Source organism: Rhodanobacter sp. KK11, from assembly GCF_033345435.1.
In the GTDB taxonomy this organism is placed as follows: domain Bacteria; phylum Pseudomonadota; class Gammaproteobacteria; order Xanthomonadales; family Rhodanobacteraceae; genus Rhodanobacter.
The window spans coordinates 26,125-44,217 of the sequence record NZ_JAWPMI010000004.1 but is presented as its reverse complement, the minus strand read 5'-3'; the positions used below and the strand labels follow the sequence as shown (position 1 = coordinate 44,217).

The 18,093-nt window shown below is 68.3% G+C and carries 18 protein-coding genes; 8 read left to right on the top strand and 10 right to left on the bottom strand.

Annotation, left to right across the window (positions count from 1 at the left end; genetic code table 11):
• The first annotated feature begins 51 nt into the window (after positions 1-51).
• Genes R5H19_RS10760 through R5H19_RS10750 form a run of 3 tightly spaced genes read left to right on the top strand, consistent with a single transcriptional unit; the run spans position 52 to position 3,615 of the window.
• The gene (locus R5H19_RS10760) at positions 52-2,316 is read left to right on the top strand and encodes a DUF1631 domain-containing protein (RefSeq protein ID WP_318159002.1); all 2,265 of its coding nucleotides are present in this window, start codon (positions 52-54) and stop codon (positions 2,314-2,316) included.
• Positions 2,313-3,170 (top strand): carboxylating nicotinate-nucleotide diphosphorylase, encoded by an 858-nt coding sequence (gene nadC / locus R5H19_RS10755; protein ID WP_318159001.1) that lies wholly within the window; start codon positions 2,313-2,315, stop codon positions 3,168-3,170. Before R5H19_RS10760 ends, nadC begins: the two co-directional genes overlap by 4 nt.
• 43 nt (positions 3,171-3,213) lie before the next feature.
• Positions 3,214-3,615: a DUF3301 domain-containing protein gene (locus R5H19_RS10750; protein ID WP_318159000.1), complete on the top strand. Its 402-nt coding sequence runs from the start codon at positions 3,214-3,216 to the stop codon at positions 3,613-3,615.
• Between the two features lie 57 nt (positions 3,616-3,672).
• On the opposite strand, the gene R5H19_RS10745 is transcribed toward R5H19_RS10750, so the two are convergent.
• The 5 genes from R5H19_RS10745 to petA all read right to left on the bottom strand — a co-directional run bounded on the left by R5H19_RS10745 (position 3,673) and on the right by petA (position 7,484).
• A complete protein-coding gene (locus R5H19_RS10745) occupies positions 3,673-4,128 on the bottom strand; it encodes a ClpXP protease specificity-enhancing factor (protein ID WP_318158999.1) in 456 nt (151 codons plus the stop codon).
• Positions 4,115-4,753 (bottom strand): glutathione S-transferase N-terminal domain-containing protein, encoded by a 639-nt coding sequence (locus R5H19_RS10740; protein ID WP_318158998.1) that lies wholly within the window; start codon positions 4,751-4,753, stop codon positions 4,115-4,117. The genes R5H19_RS10745 and R5H19_RS10740 overlap by 14 nt, the downstream gene beginning before the upstream one ends.
• Before the next feature lie 73 nt (positions 4,754-4,826).
• On the bottom strand, positions 4,827-5,564 hold the full coding sequence (locus tag R5H19_RS10735; protein ID WP_318158997.1) for a cytochrome c1: 738 nt from the start codon (positions 5,562-5,564) through the stop codon (positions 4,827-4,829).
• Between the two features lie 13 nt (positions 5,565-5,577).
• Positions 5,578-6,879, bottom strand: a complete 1,302-nt coding sequence (locus R5H19_RS10730; RefSeq protein WP_318158996.1) for a cytochrome bc complex cytochrome b subunit — start codon at positions 6,877-6,879, stop codon at positions 5,578-5,580.
• Positions 6,879-7,484: a ubiquinol-cytochrome c reductase iron-sulfur subunit gene (gene petA, locus R5H19_RS10725; protein ID WP_318158995.1), complete on the bottom strand. Its 606-nt coding sequence runs from the start codon at positions 7,482-7,484 to the stop codon at positions 6,879-6,881. The genes R5H19_RS10730 and petA overlap by 1 nt, the downstream gene beginning before the upstream one ends.
• A gap of 160 nt (positions 7,485-7,644) precedes the next feature.
• On the opposite strand from petA, the gene R5H19_RS10720 reads away from it, so the two are divergent.
• Positions 7,645-8,820, top strand: a complete 1,176-nt coding sequence (locus R5H19_RS10720) for a trypsin-like peptidase domain-containing protein (protein WP_318158994.1) — start codon at positions 7,645-7,647, stop codon at positions 8,818-8,820.
• A gap of 21 nt (positions 8,821-8,841) precedes the next feature.
• Here the strand turns inward: R5H19_RS10720 and R5H19_RS10715 are convergent, their stop codons facing one another.
• Positions 8,842-9,987 (bottom strand): lytic transglycosylase domain-containing protein, encoded by a 1,146-nt coding sequence (locus R5H19_RS10715; protein ID WP_318159523.1) that lies wholly within the window; start codon positions 9,985-9,987, stop codon positions 8,842-8,844.
• 225 nt (positions 9,988-10,212) lie between these two features.
• Here R5H19_RS10715 and miaB point away from each other — a divergent pair, with 225 nt between their 5' ends.
• Positions 10,213-11,556 carry a tRNA (N6-isopentenyl adenosine(37)-C2)-methylthiotransferase MiaB gene (gene miaB, locus R5H19_RS10710; RefSeq protein ID WP_318158993.1) on the top strand — a complete coding sequence of 448 codons (1,344 nt, stop codon included), beginning with the start codon at positions 10,213-10,215 and terminating at the stop codon, positions 11,554-11,556.
• A 161-nt stretch (positions 11,557-11,717) separates the two neighbouring features.
• Here the strand turns inward: miaB and R5H19_RS10705 are convergent, their stop codons facing one another.
• Genes R5H19_RS10705 through R5H19_RS10690 form a run of 4 tightly spaced genes read right to left on the bottom strand, consistent with a single transcriptional unit; the run spans position 11,718 to position 15,413 of the window.
• On the bottom strand, positions 11,718-12,827 hold the full coding sequence (locus R5H19_RS10705; RefSeq protein ID WP_318158992.1) for an ABC transporter permease: 1,110 nt from the start codon (positions 12,825-12,827) through the stop codon (positions 11,718-11,720).
• The gene (locus R5H19_RS10700; protein ID WP_318159522.1) at positions 12,824-13,747 is read right to left on the bottom strand and encodes an ABC transporter ATP-binding protein; all 924 of its coding nucleotides are present in this window, start codon (positions 13,745-13,747) and stop codon (positions 12,824-12,826) included. The genes R5H19_RS10705 and R5H19_RS10700 overlap by 4 nt, the downstream gene beginning before the upstream one ends.
• Before the next feature lie 23 nt (positions 13,748-13,770).
• Positions 13,771-14,745, bottom strand: coding sequence for an HlyD family efflux transporter periplasmic adaptor subunit (locus tag R5H19_RS10695; RefSeq protein ID WP_318158991.1), 975 nt, complete (start codon positions 14,743-14,745; stop codon positions 13,771-13,773).
• Positions 14,742-15,413: a TetR/AcrR family transcriptional regulator gene (locus R5H19_RS10690; protein ID WP_318158990.1), complete on the bottom strand. Its 672-nt coding sequence runs from the start codon at positions 15,411-15,413 to the stop codon at positions 14,742-14,744. The genes R5H19_RS10695 and R5H19_RS10690 overlap by 4 nt, the downstream gene beginning before the upstream one ends.
• 97 nt (positions 15,414-15,510) lie before the next feature.
• Here R5H19_RS10690 and R5H19_RS10685 point away from each other — a divergent pair, with 97 nt between their 5' ends.
• The 3 genes from R5H19_RS10685 (at position 15,511) to R5H19_RS10675 (ending at position 18,077) form a co-directional block, all read left to right on the top strand.
• Positions 15,511-16,491 (top strand): PhoH family protein, encoded by a 981-nt coding sequence (locus R5H19_RS10685; protein WP_318158989.1) that lies wholly within the window; start codon positions 15,511-15,513, stop codon positions 16,489-16,491.
• Complete coding sequence (ybeY, locus tag R5H19_RS10680; RefSeq protein WP_318158988.1) at positions 16,488-16,949, top strand: rRNA maturation RNase YbeY; 462 nt, start codon at positions 16,488-16,490, stop codon at positions 16,947-16,949. The genes R5H19_RS10685 and ybeY overlap by 4 nt, the downstream gene beginning before the upstream one ends.
• A gap of 288 nt (positions 16,950-17,237) precedes the next feature.
• Entirely contained in the window at positions 17,238-18,077 is an 840-nt protein-coding gene (locus R5H19_RS10675) for a transporter associated domain-containing protein (RefSeq protein WP_318158987.1), read from the top strand.
• Positions 18,078-18,093: the final 16 nt, after the last annotated feature.

The window sequence follows — 18,093 nt, the reverse complement described above, 5'->3', positions numbered from 1 at the left end:
GCGGCCCTGCCGGGCCGGTCTGTACATCGCAATGCTTCAAGGGGGCCGGCGATGAACGAAGCCAGTGATCCATCCCGAGTCGTCAATCTGAGCCAGCGCCTGGTTCCAACCAGCGAGCGCGTCGGCGAATTGCTGGGTGCGGTGCGCAACATCGCCGTCCAGCGGCTGCAGCAGTGGGTCGGCAACGCCTTCGAGCGGGTCGACGACGCCCTGTTCGACCTGGCCGAGAAGGCCGAGAACAACGCCGCCCAGACACATTACTTCGACGGCATGCGCGAGGTGCGCAAGCGCCGGCCGGCAGTGGAGCGCGCCTTCCTGGGCACGATCAGCCGCCATATCGGCGAACTGGCCCACTCGCCGCAACAGGCGGCCGCCGCCACACCGATGTCGCTGGGCACGGTCGAGCTGTCGCTGGTGGCCGACAACGAGCTGGAAGAGTCGCTGGCCATCACCAGCATGATCGGCAAGAACGAGTCGCGGCTGTCACGCGAGCTGTTCGCGGTCAACCAGCGGTTGTCGGTGATTTGCGGCGGCCGCAAAGTCGACGACGCCAGCAATCCGGTGGCGCCGGCGATCCTGGCGCAATCGTTCCGCCAGGCGCTGCAGGAGCTCAGCGCCGACATGCGGGTGAAGCTGATCATCTACAAGCTGTTCGACCGTTACGTGCTGTCGTCGCTGGAAGATCTCTACCAGGAGATCAACACTGAACTGGTACGCGCCGGCGTGCTGCCGCAGCTGCGCCACGAAGTGCAGCGCGGCAACGCGAAAGCCGCCGGCCAGGTGGCCGCCGGTGCGACGGACGAGGCCACCGGCGAGATCCCCAGCGACCTGCTGCAGACCTTGCATACGCTGTTCAGCGCGCGCCGCGGCCCGGCCGCAGGCACGGGCGCCGGCGTGCACGCGGTGCCGAGCGGCCCGCTGCCGTCGGCGAACGAATTGCTCGGCGCGCTCAGCGTGCTGCAGAACCAGATCGCCAGCGCCGGCCCGCTGCAGTACGCACAGCCCGGCGACGTCGCCGCGCTCGGCCAGGAAGTCCTGCAACTGAAGAGCCAGCTGATGACCCAGCTCGGTGCGTTGCGCGGCGAGAAACCCAGCCACGTCGCCAGCATCGATGAAGACACCATCGACCTGGTCGGCATGTTGTTCGAATTCATCCTGGAAGACCGCAACCTGCCGGCCACCATGCAGGTGATGCTGGCCCGGCTGCAGATCCCCTATCTCAAGGCGGCGATCCTCGACCGCAAGCTGTTCGCGCATCGCCAGCATCCGGCGCGCCGGCTGCTGGACTGCCTGGCCGAACAGGCCAAGGGCTGGTCGGAAGAGTCCGACCGCGATCGCCGCCTGCACGACAAGGTGAAGTCGGTCGTCGACCAGTTGCTGCACGACTTCGACGACGACATGGGCATCTTCGATCGCCTGCTGGTCGACCTGCAGCAATTCCAGGACCTCAACAAGCGCCGTTCCGAACTGGCCGAACAACGCGTGGCCGAATCCACCCGCGGCCGCGAGAAGCTCGAGCAGGCGCGCCGCCGCGCCGCCCGCGAGATTCTCGAACGCATCGGCGAGCACAAACTGCCGCCGCTGGTGCACGGCGTGCTGGCCCGCGCCTGGGCCAATCATCTCGTGCTGACCCTGCTGCGCCAGGGCGAGGCCTCGCCCGAGTTCAAGAGCGCGCTGCGCTTCGTCGACGACTTCATCGCCAGCACCGGGCCGGTGACCACCACGGAAAGCCGGCAGGCGCTGCGGCAGATGCTGCCCGGGATCGAGCGCGCGCTGCGCCAGGGCCTGGCCAACGTGGCGTTCCAGGAACAGGACATCGAGCGTCTGCTGGGCCAGCTGCACACCTATTACCGGCAGCAGCTCGGCGAAACGCTGGACGCCGCCGAAACGATCGCCGTCGACGAAGACGCCGCGATGCTGGCGATCCCCGACAGCATCCAGCCGGTCATCGACCAGAACACCACGCCGCAGGACGACCTCGGGGAAGACTTCGCCGAGGCGCCGCTGGACAGCCCGGAATGGCACCAGGTGCAGGCCTTGCAGCCTGGCACCTGGCTGGAATTCTGCCTGCCCGACGAGCCGATGACCCGCGCCAAGCTGTCCTGGATCAGCCCGATGAGCGGCCGCTACCTGTTCGTCAACCGGCGTGGTCTGAAGGTGGCCGACTACTCGCCGCAGGAACTGACCGTGCTGATCACCGACGGCCAGGCCCGCGTGCTGGCAGCCAATGCGCTGTTCGACCGCGCGATGAGCGCGATCGTCGACAAGCTGAGCCAGCCCGGCGCTGCGCCCACCGCCGGTACGGCCGCCGAATGAGCGAGGCCCCATCGTTTGCGGCGCCGGACGCCGCCCAGATCGTCGTCGACATCGAACGCGCCTTCGCCGAGGACCTCGGCCCGGGCGACGCCACCGCAGAGCTGCTGCCGCTCGATGCCCGGGCCCGCGCCGAGCTGACCTGCCGCGATGCGGCGGTGATCGCGGGTACACCATGGTTCGACGCCTGCTTCCGCCGGCTCGACCCCGCCGTGCGGATCGACTGGCAAGTCCGCGACGGCGACCGGGTCGCTCCCGGCTCGGTGATCTGCCGCTTGTCCGGCCATGCCCGTTCGCTGGTCACCGCGGAACGCTCGGCGCTGAATTTCCTGCAGCTGCTGTCCGCCACCGCCACGACGACCGCCGACTACGTCGCTGCCGTCGCCGGCACCGCGGTGCGCGTGCTGGACACCCGCAAGACCATCCCCGGCCTGCGCCTGGCGCAAAAGTACGCAGTACGCTGCGGCGGCGGCCACAACCAGCGCATGGGCCTGTACGACGCGATCCTGATCAAGGAAAACCACATCATCGCCGCCGGCGGCATCGGCGCCGCAGTGCAGGCCGCGCGCCGGCTGCGCCCCCACCTGCTGCTCGAAATCGAGGTGGAGAACCTCGACGAACTGGAGCAGGCACTGCGCTCCGGCGTGGACCGGATCATGCTGGACAATTTCGGGCTGGCGCAGATGCGCGAGGCGGTGCAGCGCACCGCCGGCCGCGTGCCGCTGGAAGTTTCCGGCAACGTCGACCTGCGCACCATCGGCGAATACGCGCGCACCGGCGTCGATTTCATTTCGGTCGGTGCGCTGACCAAGCACGTGCGCGCCGTCGACCTGTCGCTGCGCCTGCAACTGGACTGAGCGCCGGCTTGCGCCCACTTGCCCGTGCCCACACACTGCGGGCATGAGCGACCTTTCCAACCTGTTGCTGCTGCTGACGCTGGCCGCCGTCGTGGCACTGTGGCTGAGGCTCAGTGCAGCGCGCGAGCGTGCCGTGCTGGAAGCGCGGCAGCAATGCCAGCAGCACGGCCTGCAACTGCTCGACGAAACCGTCGGCCTGCGCGCCGTGCGCCTGCGCCGCGTCGACGGCCTGCGCAGGATCGAGCGCTGCTATGGTTTCGAGGTGAGCATCGACGGCCACGATCGCGAGTCGGCCCGGCTGTGGATGCTCGGCAACACGCTCAGCAGCCTGAGCCTGCCCACGATCGAGCTGCTGCCGCACGAAGAGGCCGCCGCAGGGAGCGATGCCCTGCCCCCGCCGTCCGGCAACGTCGTACCGTTGCGCCCGCGCGGCCGATTGAACTGAGTGCCGGCGACGTCCGCCGCAACCGGCGAACGCAGCAGACTTCCTCTCCGGCGCTGCCTACTTGACCACGCGCAGGTGCGGCATGCCGCGCTTCGGCCTGTCGCCGCCAACGTCGGTGGCGCCCGGCGCCGGCGTGGTGCCGTCGGGTTCGGGAGCGGGCGGCGGCGTGTCGTCGCCCTCTTCCTCGGCCGGGAACATCATGCCCTGGCCGTTTTCCTGCGCGTACAGCGCCAGCACCGCCTGGACCGGGATCCGGATCGCCTGGCTGACGCCGGAAAAGCGTGCCTCGAAACTGATCCACTCGTTGCCGAGGTCGAGGTTCGCCACCGCACGCATGGCCAGGTTGAGCACCACCTGGCCGTTCTTGACCACCTGCGGCGGCACCCGCACGCCGGCGAAACCGGCGTCGACCAGCACGTACGGGGTCAGGTCGTTGTCGCTGATCCAGTCGTAGATCGCCCGCAGCAGGTATGGGCGGTTGGTGGTCATCGGTACCGCTTCATTCTTGCTCATGGACTTGCCGCATCGCCTTTTCCTGGTCGGTCATGCTGCGCGCAAAACCCTGACTGTGGAACAAACGCTCGCCGTAATCGATCACCGGCTTGCCTTCGCGCCCCAGCTCCACACCCAGCCACGGCAGCCGCCAGATCACCGGGGCCACCAGGCAGTCGGCCAGGCTCATTTCCGGGTTGAGGAAGAATTTCGCGGCCTTGAACAGCGGCACCGAAGCCAGCAGATGCCCGCGCAGCCGCTTGCGCGCCGCGTCCGCGGGGCGGCCGCCCGCGCGGATGATGTCGATCTCGGTCAGCCAGTCCTTCTCGATGCGCACCGCGGCCACCCGCAGGCGCGCGCGCGATTGCGGATCGATCGGCATCAGCGGCGGGTGCGGATAACGCTCGTCGAGGTACTCGCACACCACCGAGGTGTCGAACAGGGTGAGATCGCGATCGACCAGGGTCGGCGTGCTGGCGTACGGATTCAGGTCGACCAGGTCTTCCGGCGGCCGGGCCGGATCCACCAATACCCTTTCGTAGCTGACCCCCTTGGCGGCCAGCACCAGCCGGGCGCGATGACACTGCACGTCATCGGCGGTGGTGTAGAGCGTCAGTACGCTGCGTGAGCGAGCGCTTGGGACCATGCGCAATTCCCCATCGGTGAGACGACTGCGGCGGCTCGTGGCCGCCGCAGTCGGATAATGCCATCCAGGCTGCTCAGTGGACGTCCTTCCAGTATTCCTTCTTCAGCAAGGCGGTCAGGAAAGTGAAGAACGCCAGGAACAGCAGCACCCACACGCCGTAATGGTGGCGCTGCAGGGCGGCCGGCTCGGAAGCGTATTCCAGGAAGGTCGTCAGGTCACGGCTGGCCTGCTGGAACTGCGCCGGAGTCAGCTTGCCCGGCTGCGACAACACCAGCTTCTCCACCGTGGCGTCCTCGCCCGGCTTGGCCTCGGTCATCACCGCGGTCTGCAGGCCCTGCAATTCCCACAGCGGGAATGGCATCGACGCGTTCGGGAACACCGTGTTGTTCCAGCCCACCGGACGGCTCGGGTCCAGGTAGAACGAGTTGAGATAGGCGTAGACCCAATCGGCGCCCTTCGCGCGAACCTCCAGCGAGAGATCCGGCGGAGCCTTGCCGAACCACTTGGCGGCCGAAGCTTCGGGCATGTGCGAAACCACGGTTTCACCGAACTTGGCGCCGGTGAAGTTGAGGTTCTGCATCACGTCCTGCTCGGTCAGCCCCAGGTCGCTGGCGATCCGCTCGTAGCGCATGTACTTCAGCGAGTGGCAGCCGACGCAGTAGTTGAAGAACAGCTTGGCGCCACGCTGCAGCGAGGCCTGGTCCTGCACGTTGGTGCCGGCAGGGGGCAGGCCGCCTTCCGAAGCCTGCACCGGCACGCTGCCGACGGCCAGACCGAACGCCACGGCCACCGGGAAGATGTATCGCTTCATTAGCAGCTGCCGCTTAGTCATGCGTGGTCACCCGTTCCGGAACCGGCTTGGTCTTTTCCCAGCCGTAGTATGTGTAGGCCCAAAGGAAGGCGAAGAACCCGAAGTAGATCAGCGTCATCACGCGGCCGAACAGGTTCTCCCAGAACGTCACGTCGACGTCGCCGAACCAGACCGGGATCACCTCGGCGGTGACGCCCGCACCGACCGCGCCGAGCATGATGTACGACACCACGAACAGGCCCAGCGCCACCTTGAAACCGGTGCCGCGGTAGCGGATCGACTTCACCTGGCCACGGTCGAGCCACGGCAGCAGGAACAGCAGTGCGATGGCGCCGAACATGCCCAGCACGCCCCACACGGCGGTGCCGAACAGCGACGGGATCATGCGCAGGATCGCGTAGAATGGGGTGAAGTACCACACCGGCTTGATGTGCGACGGCGTCGCCAGGTTGTTGGCCGGGATGAAGTTGTCGTGCTCCAGGAACCAGCCGCCGAAGGTCGGCGCGAAGAAGATGATGAACGCGGCGATCAGCAGGAAGAAGCCCACCCCGACCAGGTCCTTCACCGTGTAGTACGGATGGAACGGGATGCCGTCGGCCGGCTTCAGCGCATCCCAGCGGTTGCCCTTGGGACCCTTCTTGATCTCCACGCCGTCCGGGTTGTTCGAGCCCACCTCGTGCAGCGCTGCCAGGTGCAGCACCACCAGCAGCAGCAGCACGATCGGCAGCGCGATCACATGCAGCGCGAAGAAGCGGTTCAGCGTGGCGTCGGCCGGCAGGAAGTCGCCCATGATCCACTCGACCAGGTCGCCGCCGATGACGGGAATCGTGCCGAACAGCGAGATGATCACCTTGGCGCCCCAGAACGACATGTTGCCCCACGGCAGCACGTAGCCCATGAAGGCCTCGGCCATCAGCACCAGGAAGATCAGCATGCCGAGCAGCCACACCAGCTCGCGCGGCTTCTTGTACGAGCCGTACATGATGCCGCGGAACATGTGCAGGAAGACCACCACGAAGAACAGCGACGCGCCGGTGGAATGCATGTAGCGGATCAGCCAGCCCCACTCCACGTCACGCATGATGTACTCGACCGAGGCGAAGGCTCCTGCCGCGCTCGGGTTGTAGTTCATGGTGAGGAAGATGCCGGTGACGATCTGGTTGACCAGCACCAGCAGCGCCAGCGAACCGAAGTAGTACCAGAGGTTGAAGTTCTTCGGCGCGTAGTACTCGGTCATGTGCTTGCGATACACCGGCATCAAGCCGGGCGCCCGCTCGTTGAACCACTCGCCGATGCTCGTGAATACGTTGGCCATTAGCCAGCCTCCTTCGGATCCACGCCAATCTGGATGGTGCTGTCGTCAACGAAATGGTACGGCGGCACCGGCAGGTTCTTCGGCGCCGGCACGCCGGCGTAGACGCGACCGGCCAGGTCGTAGCGCGACTTGTGGCAGGGGCAGTAGAAGCCACCCTTCCATTCCGGATCGAACGGCTCGGGCTTGATCTCCGGCACGAAGTCGGGCACACAGCCCAGGTGCGTGCAGATGCCGATCACCACCAGCCACTCCGGCTTGATCGAGCGCGCCTCGTTCTGTGCGTACTTCGGCTGCTGGTCGGCGGAGGTGCCGTCGGACTTGGGATCCGCCAGGCGCGAGTCGACCATCGGCAGCGTGGCCAACTGGGCCTTGGTGCGGTTGAGCACGAACACCGGCAGGCTGCGCCACGACACGGTCAGCATCTGCCCCGCCTCGATCTTGGCCAGCGACTGGGTGACCGGAGCACCAGCGGCCTTGGCGCGCGCGCTGGGTTCCCACGACTTGATGAAGGGCACAGCCGCCGACACGATTCCGATGCCACCAACCACCGCGGTGGTTGCTGTCAGAAAACGGCGGCGGCCATGATCGACGACTTCGTTCGCCATCAGGCTCTCCGGTGCTTGCAATGTCATGGCAGGTGGGGTTTCGGACCCCGCAAAAATCGCGTTAGTGTAGCGTCAGGCCCCGCCCCGTACAATAAACCGCATCGCGGCGAAGTCCAGTTGCCGCAACACTCGCCACGATTGCCGGGACCCTTCTTTCGACATGAAACATGCCGCCGGCACGCTCCTTTTCATCGCGCGCTTCGCCATCCTCGGCCTAGCCGTGGCCTTCGTGGTCGGCCTGTTTTGGCCCGGCAGCGGCGAGCGCCTGCGCGAGCGCTTCGGCCTGGACGCGCCACCGGCCCACAAGACCAGTCCGAGCCGTGTCGACAGCGGCCCGGTCTCGTACGCCGACGCCGTGGCCGCCGCGGCGCCGTCGGTGGTCAACATCTACGCCAACAAGATCGTCACCGAGCAGGCCGTGCGGATGTACGACAACCCGGTGCTGCAGCAATTGTTCGGCGGCCAGCCCACCACCTTCCAGCACCGCGAGCAGACCCTCGGCTCCGGCGTCATCGTCAGCGCGCAGGGCCAGGGCTACGTGCTGACCAACAACCACGTGATCGTCCATGCGGCCGACATCCAGGTGCTGCTGTACGACGGGCGCATCGCCAAGGCCAGCCTGGTCGGCGCCGACGAGGAATCCGACCTGGCGGTACTCAGGATCGACGCCAGCAACCTGCCGGTGATCCACATCGCCGAGCAGCCGCTGCGGCCCGGCGACGTGGTGCTGGCGATCGGCAATCCGCTCGGCCTCAACCAGACCGTCACCATGGGCATCGTCAGCGCGATCGGACGCCAGTTGAACAGTTCCAGCGCGGAGGACTTCATCCAGACCGACGCGGCCATCAACCTGGGCAATTCCGGCGGCGCGCTGGTCAACGCCGAGGGCGACCTGGTCGGCATCAACACCCTGCTGATCGGCAAGGCCGCCGGCGCCGAAGGCATCGGCTTCGCGATCCCGGTGACCACGGCCAAGAAGGTGCTGGACCAGATCATCGCCACCGGCCACGTGGTGCGCGGCTGGCTCGGCGCCGACTACGCATTCGTGCCGGTGGCCGCCAACAGCGGCCTGCCGGGGGCGGCGCGCGGCGCCCTGGTCACCGCGGTCTATCCCGGCAGCCCGGCGGCGCTGGCCGGCATCCGCCCGCGCGACATCCTGCTGCGCCTGGGCACCGACGACATCCGCGATCCGGCCGACCTGCGCCGGCACGAGGCGGCGCTCAAGCCCGGCAGTCCGGTGGAAGTCTCGGGGCTGCGCAACGGCAATCCGTTCCACTTCGAAATCACTCCCGTCCAGCGGCCCGCGATGAACACCGGTGCCGAGTTCGGCAACTGACGCGGCTGGCGCCGGCGCGGCTCAGCCCGGCCCGCGCGACGCCAGCGGCGGGTGGATCGCCGCGCCATAGCGCTTGCGCAAGGTGCCCACCCGCTCCACGTAGACCCGGGTCTCGGCGTACGGCGGCACGCCCTTGTAGCGCTGCACCGCGCCGGGGCCGGCATTGTAGGCGGCGGCAGCCAGCCGCTCGTTGCCGTCGAAGTCGCGCAACAGCAAACCCAGGTAGCGCGCGCCGCCGCGGATGTTCTGGCCGGAGTCGAACGCGTCCAGCACGCCCATGTCGCTGGCCGTGCCCGGCATCAGCTGCATCAGCCCCTGCGCGCCCTTCAGCGACAGCGCACGCGGATTGAACGCGCTCTCGGCATGGATGATCGCGCGCAGGAACGCCTCGTCGACGCCGTACTCCATGCTGGCGGCACGGATCGTGTCCGCATACGCGGTGAGGTTGAGCGGCACGCTGCCCCAGCGGACCGTCGAGTGCAGGCTGCACGCAAAGCAGGTCTGGATGTACTCGACGAAGCTCCTGGTCACGAGATCGCCTTTCTGCACCGAAGGCTGCTGATCTCCAAGGTACAGGCTGCCGTCTGCGCGAACGACCTTGTAGTAGTAGGTGCGTCTCACGACCCCGGCCCCGGTGTCTCTTGAAGCCGCCGCGGGCGATGCCTTCGAGCCTGCCTTGCCCGAAGGCATTCCCGGCCCGGCTGCAACGGGATCCAGCGCGGTGCTCTCGGCCGAGCCCTGCACCGCGGCCAGCGAGGCCTGCTCCGCCGAAGTCCCGCCGATGCGCTGCGCGCTGGTCTCGACCGAGCCGCGCACGCCGGTCAGCGAGGCCGCTTCGCCGGCGTCCGCCGCAAGGCTGCGTGCCGTGGTCACGGCCGAGCCGGCCACCCGACCCAGCGCCGTTCGCGGCGGTGGCGCCGGTGGCGCAGGGCGCCGCGACGCAGGCGCGGCATAGCTGCTGATGACTCTGCAGCCGCGATAGCCGGCCTTGCTGCTGCTGAACACCGCCTCGCCGCTGGCGCCGGTGCACTGGTACAGCACGCCGGCGCGTGCCGATGGCCACCACAGCAGCGCACAGCCGAACGCGACCCCGCAAAGGATCGAACGCAATGGGAAGCCCCCGGCAGGCCGATCGACGCTTCCCCCATGGCTTGCGACGCCGAACATGGGGCGCAGTGTGCCGCCGGCAGGCGCCAGCGCCAAGTGCGAAGCGCCGATTCCGTGCGCCATGCGGCGTTCCGGCACCCGCGGGCGCGACCAGCGCCACCCGGACCGCCTCGCAAGTGGTTGATCCGCCATGTCGAATTGCTGGCGGCATCGCTTGCACGCGGGTACACTGCGCGGTTCATCGGATGGCGCGTCCGACTACACGAACCACGGTACCCCACGCCCATGAGCGGCAAACTTTTCATCAAGACCCACGGCTGCCAGATGAACGAGTACGACTCGGCCAAGATGGCCGACGTGCTGAAGGCCTCGCACGGCCTGGAGCTGACCCAGGACGAGTCCGAGGCGGACGTGATCCTGATCAACACCTGCTCGATCCGCGAAAAGGCGCAGGAGAAAGTGTTCAGCCAGCTCGGTCGCTGGAAGCAGCACAAGCAGGACGGCAAGCCGGTGCTGATCGGCGTCGGCGGTTGCGTGGCTTCGCAGGAAGGCGAGGCGATCGTCAAGCGCGCGCCCTACGTCGACCTGGTGTTCGGCCCGCAGACGCTGCATCGACTGCCGCAATTGATCGAGGCGCAGCGCGCCACCGGCAAGCCGCAGGTGGACATCAGCTTCCCCGAGATCGAAAAGTTCGACTGCCTGCCCGAGCCGCGCGCCGAAGGCCCGACCGCGTTCGTCTCGATCATGGAAGGCTGCTCGAAGTACTGCAGCTACTGCGTGGTGCCGTACACCCGCGGCGAGGAAATCAGCCGCCCGTTCGACGACGTGCTGGTGGAGGTGGCCAAGCTCGCCGCGCAGGGCGTGCGCGAGGTGAACCTGCTCGGCCAGAACGTCAACGCCTACCGCGGCCCGACCTTCGATGGCGGCACCGCCGACCTCGCCGTGCTGATCCACGCGATCGCGCAGATCGACGGCATCGGCCGCATCCGCTTCACCACTTCGCATCCGCTGGAGTTCTCCGACTCGCTGATCGAGGCCTACGCCAACGTGCCGCAGCTGGCGAACTACCTGCACCTGCCGGTGCAGGCCGGCTCCGACCGCATCCTCTCGGCGATGAAGCGTGGCTACACCACGCTGGAGTTCAAGCAGAAGATCCGCAAGCTGCGCGCGGTGCGGCCGGACATCTGCGTGTCGTCCGACTTCATCGTGGGCTTCCCCGGCGAGACCGACGAGGATTTCGAGAAGACCATGAAGCTGGTCGACGACATCGGCTTCGACCAGAGCTTCTCCTTCATCTTCTCCGCCCGCCCCGGCACGCCGGCGGCCAAGCTCGCCGACGACACCCCGGCGGCGGTGAAGCACGAACGGCTGGCGCGCCTGCAGGCCGCGCTCAACGCCAATGCGAAGCAGATCAACGAGGCGATGGTCGGTTCCGTGCAGCGCGTGCTGGTCGAAAAGCCCAGCACGCGCAACCCGAACGAACTCAGCGGCCGCACCGAGAACATGCGCTACGTGAACTTCGCCGGCCACCCGCGCCTGATCGGCCAGTTCGTCGACGTGGTGATCACCGAGGCGATGGCGAACTCGCTGCGGGGGCGGGTGAAGCTGGCCGGCGAAGTCGCCGCGTAGGGTGGGCACCGCCTGCCACGGTTCCGACACACGGCGATGGCGGGCGATGCCCGCTCTACGCGTTGTTGCTGTAGGAGCGCACCCTGTGCGCGATGCTTTTGGTGACGTGACGAAGAGCATCGCGCACAGGGTGCGCTCCTACAGCGCCATCGGGCAGCTCCTCAATCCAGCCGCTTGCGGAACCGCGCGATCGCCAGCGCCATCATCACCCCGGTGAACACCGCCAGCGCCAGCACGTCGATCCACATCTCCGACAACCCCGCACCGCGCAGCATCACGCCGCGGATCAGGCGCAGGAAATGGGTCAGCGGCAACACCTCGGCAAGCCATTGCACCAGCTTCGGCATGCCGGCGAACGGGAACATGAAGCCCGACAGCAGGATCGACGGCAGGAACACGAAGAAGGTCATCTGCATCGCCTGGAACTGCGACTGCGCGCGGGTGGAAATCAGCAGGCCGAGCGCCAGGTTGGCGAGGATCAGCAGACCCGCGGCCAGGTAGACATCGAGCACGCTGCCGCGGATCGGCACCTCGAACAACCACGTTCCGAGCGCCAGGATCACGCTGGTCTGCACCAGGCCGATCGCGACATACGGCAGCACCTTGCCGACCATCAGCTCGGCGCTGGTCAGCGGCGTGGCGATCAGCAGTTCCATGTTGCCGCGCTCGCGTTCGCGCACGACCGCGATGGCGGTGAACAGCACCATCGTCATGGTCAGGATCACGCCGATCAGGCCGGGCACGATGTTGACCGCCGAACGCCGCTGCGGGTTGTAGAAGCCGACCACGCTGATCCGCCCTTCGGCCGGCGTGCTGGTCGGCGGCGCGCGCGTGTCGGGCACGGCACTGTCGATCGGCACCTGCATCAGTTGCGCGGCAGCGGCCTGCACCGCCGTGTCGCTGCCGTCGACCAGGATCTGCGCCACGGCGCGGCCGTCGATGCGGCGACGTTCGAAATCCGGCGGCACCACGATGCCGATGCTGATCCGGCCCTGGCGGATCATCGCCATCAGTTCCTGCGGCGTCTCCGCCCTGGCCACCGGCGCGACCACGCCGGTAGCCAGCATGTCCAGCACCAGCGCGCGCGAACCGGCGGTGTTGGCCTGGTCGACGATGCCGGCATCGAGCCCGCGCAGGTTGGTGTTGATCGCGTAGCCGAACAGCACCAGCTGGATCACCGGAATGCCCACGATCATCGTCAGCGTGATGCGGTCGCGGCGCAGCTGGCGCAGCTCCTTGACCACGATCGCCCACAGCCGGCGCCAGTTCATGCCGCGCGCTCCTCGCCGCCGCCCTTGCGCGTGGCGGCGACGAACACGTCTTCGAGATTCGGCGGTGCCGCCGCCAGTCCGGCTTCCTGCCCGGCCGCAGCCAACGCCTTGTCCATGTCCGGCGTCGCGCCGTCGGCGCCGGTCAGCACGCGCAAGGTATTGCCGACCTGGGCCACGCCCAGCACGCCCGGCACATCGACCAGCGCACGCTGGGCAGCACGCGGGTTGCCCGTCTCGACGAGGAAGGTACGCCCCTCCAGTTGCGCGGTCAGCTCATGCGGCGTGCCGTCGGCGACCAGCACGCCACGATCGAGGATCGCCAGCCGGTGGCAACGCTCGGCCTCGTCCATCAGGTGGGTCGAGACCAGCAGGGTGGTGCCGAGGTCGGCCAGTTCAAAAAGCTTCTCCCAGAAGTCGCGGCGCGATTCCGGATCGACCGCGCTGGTCGGCTCGTCCAGGAACAGCAATTCCGGCTCGTGGATCGCCGCGCCGGCCAGTGCCAGGCGCTGCTTCTGGCCGCCGCTCAGGGTGCCGGCCAGTTGTTTCTGCCGATCGCCGAAGTGGTATTGCCCGATCAGCTCGCCGACGCGGCGCCCCGCCTTCACCTTCGGCACGCCCTGGATCGCGGCGAGGAACTCCAGGTTCTCGCGCACGCTGAGGTCCTCGAACAGCGAGAATTTCTGCGTCATGTAGCCGATGTGCGGACGCAACGCATCGGCCTGCGCCGGGATGCGCAGGCCGAGCACCTCGATCTCGCCCTCGCTCGGCGTCAACAGGCCGCACAGCATGCGGATCGTGGTCGACTTGCCCGAGCCGTTCGGGCCGAGGAAGCCGTAGACGCGCCTGGCCGGCACTTCGAGGTCGACATGATCGACCGCCACCAGCTTGCCGAAGCGCCGGGTCAGGCCGCGCGCGCGGATCGCCACGCCGCCGGCGCCGGTGCTCACTGCGCGGCTCCGCCGAGTTCGACGCGCACCGGCAGGCCGGCGGGCAGTGCCGCCGCGTCCGCGCCCAGCGCGACCTCGGCGAGATAGCTCAGCCGCGCCGCGTCGTCACCGATCAGCGCGTAGTACGGGGTGAACTCCGGTTCGCTGCGGATCATCCGCACCCTGCCCTCATATGCTTGCGCACGGCCAGCCACGAACACCCGCATCATGTCGCCCACGCGCACGCCGGCGCGCTGCGGCTCGGGCACGTAGATGCGCGCGTACGGCGCGTCGCCGGCCAGCAGGATCGCCAGCGGCGCGCCGACCGGCGCCTGGTCGCCCAGCTTGTACGGCAGGCTGTCGACGCGGCCGGCGCGCGGCGCCACCACGGCCAGCTTGCCCAGCAGTACTTGCTGCGCGTCGACCTGCGCGTCGGCCGCCGCCACCGCGGCCCGGGCCTGCGCGAGCTGCTCCGGGCGGGTGCCGTGCAGCAGTTCGTCCAGCGCGGCCTGCGCCGCCGCCACCCGGCCATCCGCGTTGCCTGCCGCAGCGCGGGCGCGGTCGAGGTCGGCGGCGGCCACGTAGCCGTTGCCCCTCAGCGGCGCCAGCCGCGCGTAATAGGCCCGCGCCTCGCGCGCCTGCGCCTGTGCGGCGGCGAGGTTGGCGCGCGCCTTGTCGATGTCCTCGCGGCGCGGCCCGGCTTCGAGCTCGGCCAGCCGCTCGCGTTGCTGCCGCGCCTGCGCCCGTGCCGTGGCGAGCTCGGCGCGGGTGCGCGCGGGGTCGAGCCGCAGCAACGGCTGGCCGGTTCGTACCGGTTCGCCTTCGCGCACCTCGATCGCCACGACGCGCTCGGCCGCCGGCGCCGGCAGGGTGATGCGGTCAAACTCGAGCGTGCCCAGTGCCTGCGGCGGCGGTTTGCTGCAACCGGCAAGGCTGGTCACGACCAGCAGCAGGGTCGCCAGCGACAGGCGATTGGCGGACGCGATCTTCATGCGATTTCTCCGGGTTGCGCCGTGCCGACTCCCTGCCCCAACAGCGCCAAGGTGTGCTCGAGCATGACCTCGGGCCCCAGCCCCTCGGCGCCCAGCGCACGCCGCCAGATCGGCGCACCGGCGGCAGGAAACAGGGTCAATCCGACCAGCGAGACGACCAGCAGGCGCGGGTCCAGCGCCGCATTCAGCCGCCCATCCGCCTGCGCCGTCGCGAAGCGCTGCGCCAGCAATTGCGGCACGCCCGGCACGGCCCGGGCGAACAGCACCTCACGCAGTGCGCCGCCTTCGCACAGCACCTCGCGCACCCACAGCGCCGGCAGCCAGGGATGGCGCTGCACCGCCGCGGCGATGCCGTGCGCGAAGATCCCGATCAGTTCGGACGGATCGTCGCCGGCAGCTTCGAGCCGGGCGCGCAACGGGGCCAGCACCGGCAGCAGCCGCTCGTCGATCACGGCGCGGACCAGCCGCGCCTTGTCGCCGAAGTAGTAATGCAGCATCGCCGGCGTGACACCCGCCCCCGCGGCGATCGCCCGCAGCGGGGTCGCGCCGATGCCTGCCCGCGCGAACTGCGCGATCGCGACATCGAGCAGGCGCGCGCGCAGGTCCGGCTCGTCACCGCTGGGTCGACCGGCGCGACGCCCGGCTTTCGGCTTGTTCGAAGCAGTCATGCGCATAAATTAATTCAATAGTTAATTATCGGCAAGCCATCCGTCGCCGGCCGCGGCCGTGGCTCTCCGGGCAGCGGCGCGCTACTCTCGCGCCCCTATGAGCGAACTCAACCAACGCGATTTCACCCTCGATCCCGAAGACAACGCCCGCCTCGCCAACCTGTGCGGCCCGTTCGACGAACACCTGCGCCAGGTCGAGCTGCGCCTGGGCGTGGAGATCAACCACCGCGGCAGCATCTTCCAGGTGATCGGCGAGGAAGCTCCCGCCAGGGCCACCGAGAAAGTGCTGCGCGCGCTGTACGCCGCCACCGCGGACGAGGCCCTGACCGGCGCGAAGATCAACCTGCAACTGGCCGAATCCGGCATCGACACGATCGCCGACGCGGCCGCCGAGGGCGCGCAGGAAGTGGTGATCAAGGTCAAGCGCGGCGTGATCAAGGGCCGCGGCCCGAACCAGGCACGCTACCTGCACGCGATCGCCAACCATGACATCAACTTCGGCGTAGGTCCGGCCGGCACCGGCAAGACCTACCTGGCCGTCGCCAGCGCGGTCGAGGCGCTGGAGGCGAACCGGGTGCAGCGACTGATCCTGGTGCGCCCGGCGGTTGAGGCCGGCGAGAAACTGGGTTTCCTGCCCGGCGACCTCAGCCAGAAGGTCGATCCCTACCTGCGCCCGCTGTACGACGCGCTGTACGAAATGCTCGGCTTCGAGAAGGTGGCCAAGCTGATCGAGCGCAACGTGATCGAGATCGCGCCGCTGGCCTACATGCGCGGGCGCACCTTGAACGATTCCTACGTGATCCTCGACGAGGCGCAGAACACCACCGTCGAGCAGATGAAGATGTTCCTGACCCGCATCGGCTTCGGCACGGTGGCGGTGATCACCGGCGACGTCACCCAGGTCGACCTGCCGCGCAACACGCGCTCGGGCCTGCGCCAGGCGATCGAGGTGCTGCGCGGCGTGGGCGGCATCAGCTTCACCTTCTTCACTTCGCGCGACGTGGTGCGCCACCCGCTGGTGGCGAAGATCGTGCGCGCCTACGAGACGTTCGAGCAGAAGGACGAGGACGGCGCATGAGCGCGCCGCTGACGCTCGCCGTCGGCTACGCGGTGCCGCGCGCCGGCCTGCCCGCACCAGCCAGCTTCCGCCGCTGGGTCGAGGCGGCGCTGCGCGGGGCGAAGCGGCGCAAGGGCGCCGAACTGGCGATCCGCATCGTCGACGCCGACGAAGGCCGCACGCTCAACCGCGACTACCGCGGCAAGGACTACGCCACCAACGTGCTGTCCTTCCCCGCCGAGTTGCCGCCCGGGGTGCACCTGCCGCTGCTCGGCGACCTGGCGATCTGCGCCCCGGTGGTGCTGCGCGAGGCCGCCGAACAAGGCAAATCGCCGCGCGACCACTGGGCCCATCTGACCGTCCACGGCGTACTGCACCTGCTCGGTTACGACCACATCGAAGATGCCGAGGCCGAGGCGATGGAAGCGCTGGAGACGCGCATCCTGGCCGGACTGGGCATCGCCGATCCCTACGCCTGAGCCCGGCATTGGCGTAGGGCGGGCACCGCCCGCCGTTGTTGCACCAGATCAAGAGCCGGCGGGCCGTGCCCGCCCTACACCGCTCAGAGAGGCGGGAGAGCAACACGTCGCTTGTGCCCTGAACTGAGCCCCGCTGTCGCAGTAGGGCGGGCACCGCCCGCCGCTCATCCAGCGAAGTCAAAAGCCGGCGAACAGTGTCCGCCCTGCCAGGCCTTCGCTCCTGAACCGTCGCGATTTTTCCTATAGAATCAGTCTTCCGCCCGGCTTCGGGCAGAATCCCAACGAGTAATGAGCGACGACCCTGGCAGTACCAGCGGCCCGGCCCACCGAACCTGGTGGGATCGACTGGGCCACATGTTTTCCGGCGAGCCGCGCAACCGCGACGAACTGATCGAGGAACTGCGTTCCGCCCAGACCAACGGACTGCTGTCCGTGGACACCCTCACCATGGTCGAGGGGGCGATCAAGGTCACCGAGCTGGACGTGGACGACGTGATGGTGCCGCGCGCGCAGATCGTGATGCTCGCCGCCGACTCGCCGCTGCCCGACATCCTCGCCGCCGTGGTCGAATCCGGCCACTCGCGCTTCCCCGTGCACGGCGAGGACAAGGACGAGATCCTCGGCATCCTGCTGGCCAAGGACCTGCTGAAATACTTCGGCGCCGCCGAACACTTCGACATCCGCGCGATCCTGCGCCCGGCCGTGCTGATTCCCGAGTCGATGCGACTGAACGTGCTGCTGGAGGAATTCCGGCTCAGCCGCAACCACATGGCGCTGGTGGTCAACGAATACGGCGGCGTCGCCGGCCTGGTCACCATCGAGGACGTGCTGGAGCAGATCGTCGGCGAGATCGACGACGAGCACGACGACGAGGTCGAGCCCGAGCTGATGCACGCGCAGCCCGGCGGCGACTGGCTGGTCAGCGCGTTGACTCCGATCGAGGATTTCAACGAACAGACCGGCGCCAATTTCTCCGACGAGGAATACGACACGGTGGGCGGCATGGTCACCTCCGAATTCGGCCACCTGCCCGAGGTCGGCGAAGAGGTCCGCGTCGGCGACTACCTGTTCCACGTCACCGAGGCCGACGACCGTCGCGTGCAGGCATTCCGCGTGGTCCGGCAGTAACTGCTTTGCCCCCTCC

Coding starts and splice junctions, on each gene's coding strand:
- R5H19_RS10760 (WP_318159002.1), top strand. CDS start 52: ATGAACGAAGCCAGTGATCCATCCCGAGTCGTCAATCTGAGCCAGCGC.
- nadC (WP_318159001.1), top strand. CDS start 2,313: ATGAGCGAGGCCCCATCGTTTGCGGCGCCGGACGCCGCCCAGATCGTC.
- R5H19_RS10750 (WP_318159000.1), top strand. CDS start 3,214: ATGAGCGACCTTTCCAACCTGTTGCTGCTGCTGACGCTGGCCGCCGTC.
- R5H19_RS10745 (WP_318158999.1), bottom strand. CDS start 4,128: ATGAGCAAGAATGAAGCGGTACCGATGACCACCAACCGCCCATACCTG.
- R5H19_RS10740 (WP_318158998.1), bottom strand. CDS start 4,753: ATGGTCCCAAGCGCTCGCTCACGCAGCGTACTGACGCTCTACACCACC.
- R5H19_RS10735 (WP_318158997.1), bottom strand. CDS start 5,564: ATGAAGCGATACATCTTCCCGGTGGCCGTGGCGTTCGGTCTGGCCGTC.
- R5H19_RS10730 (WP_318158996.1), bottom strand. CDS start 6,879: ATGGCCAACGTATTCACGAGCATCGGCGAGTGGTTCAACGAGCGGGCG.
- petA (WP_318158995.1), bottom strand. CDS start 7,484: ATGGCGAACGAAGTCGTCGATCATGGCCGCCGCCGTTTTCTGACAGCA.
- R5H19_RS10720 (WP_318158994.1), top strand. CDS start 7,645: ATGAAACATGCCGCCGGCACGCTCCTTTTCATCGCGCGCTTCGCCATC.
- R5H19_RS10715 (WP_318159523.1), bottom strand. CDS start 9,987: ATGTTCGGCGTCGCAAGCCATGGGGGAAGCGTCGATCGGCCTGCCGGG.
- miaB (WP_318158993.1), top strand. CDS start 10,213: ATGAGCGGCAAACTTTTCATCAAGACCCACGGCTGCCAGATGAACGAG.
- R5H19_RS10705 (WP_318158992.1), bottom strand. CDS start 12,827: ATGAACTGGCGCCGGCTGTGGGCGATCGTGGTCAAGGAGCTGCGCCAG.
- R5H19_RS10695 (WP_318158991.1), bottom strand. CDS start 14,745: ATGAAGATCGCGTCCGCCAATCGCCTGTCGCTGGCGACCCTGCTGCTG.
- R5H19_RS10690 (WP_318158990.1), bottom strand. CDS start 15,413: ATGACTGCTTCGAACAAGCCGAAAGCCGGGCGTCGCGCCGGTCGACCC.
- R5H19_RS10685 (WP_318158989.1), top strand. CDS start 15,511: ATGAGCGAACTCAACCAACGCGATTTCACCCTCGATCCCGAAGACAAC.
- ybeY (WP_318158988.1), top strand. CDS start 16,488: ATGAGCGCGCCGCTGACGCTCGCCGTCGGCTACGCGGTGCCGCGCGCC.
- R5H19_RS10675 (WP_318158987.1), top strand. CDS start 17,238: ATGAGCGACGACCCTGGCAGTACCAGCGGCCCGGCCCACCGAACCTGG.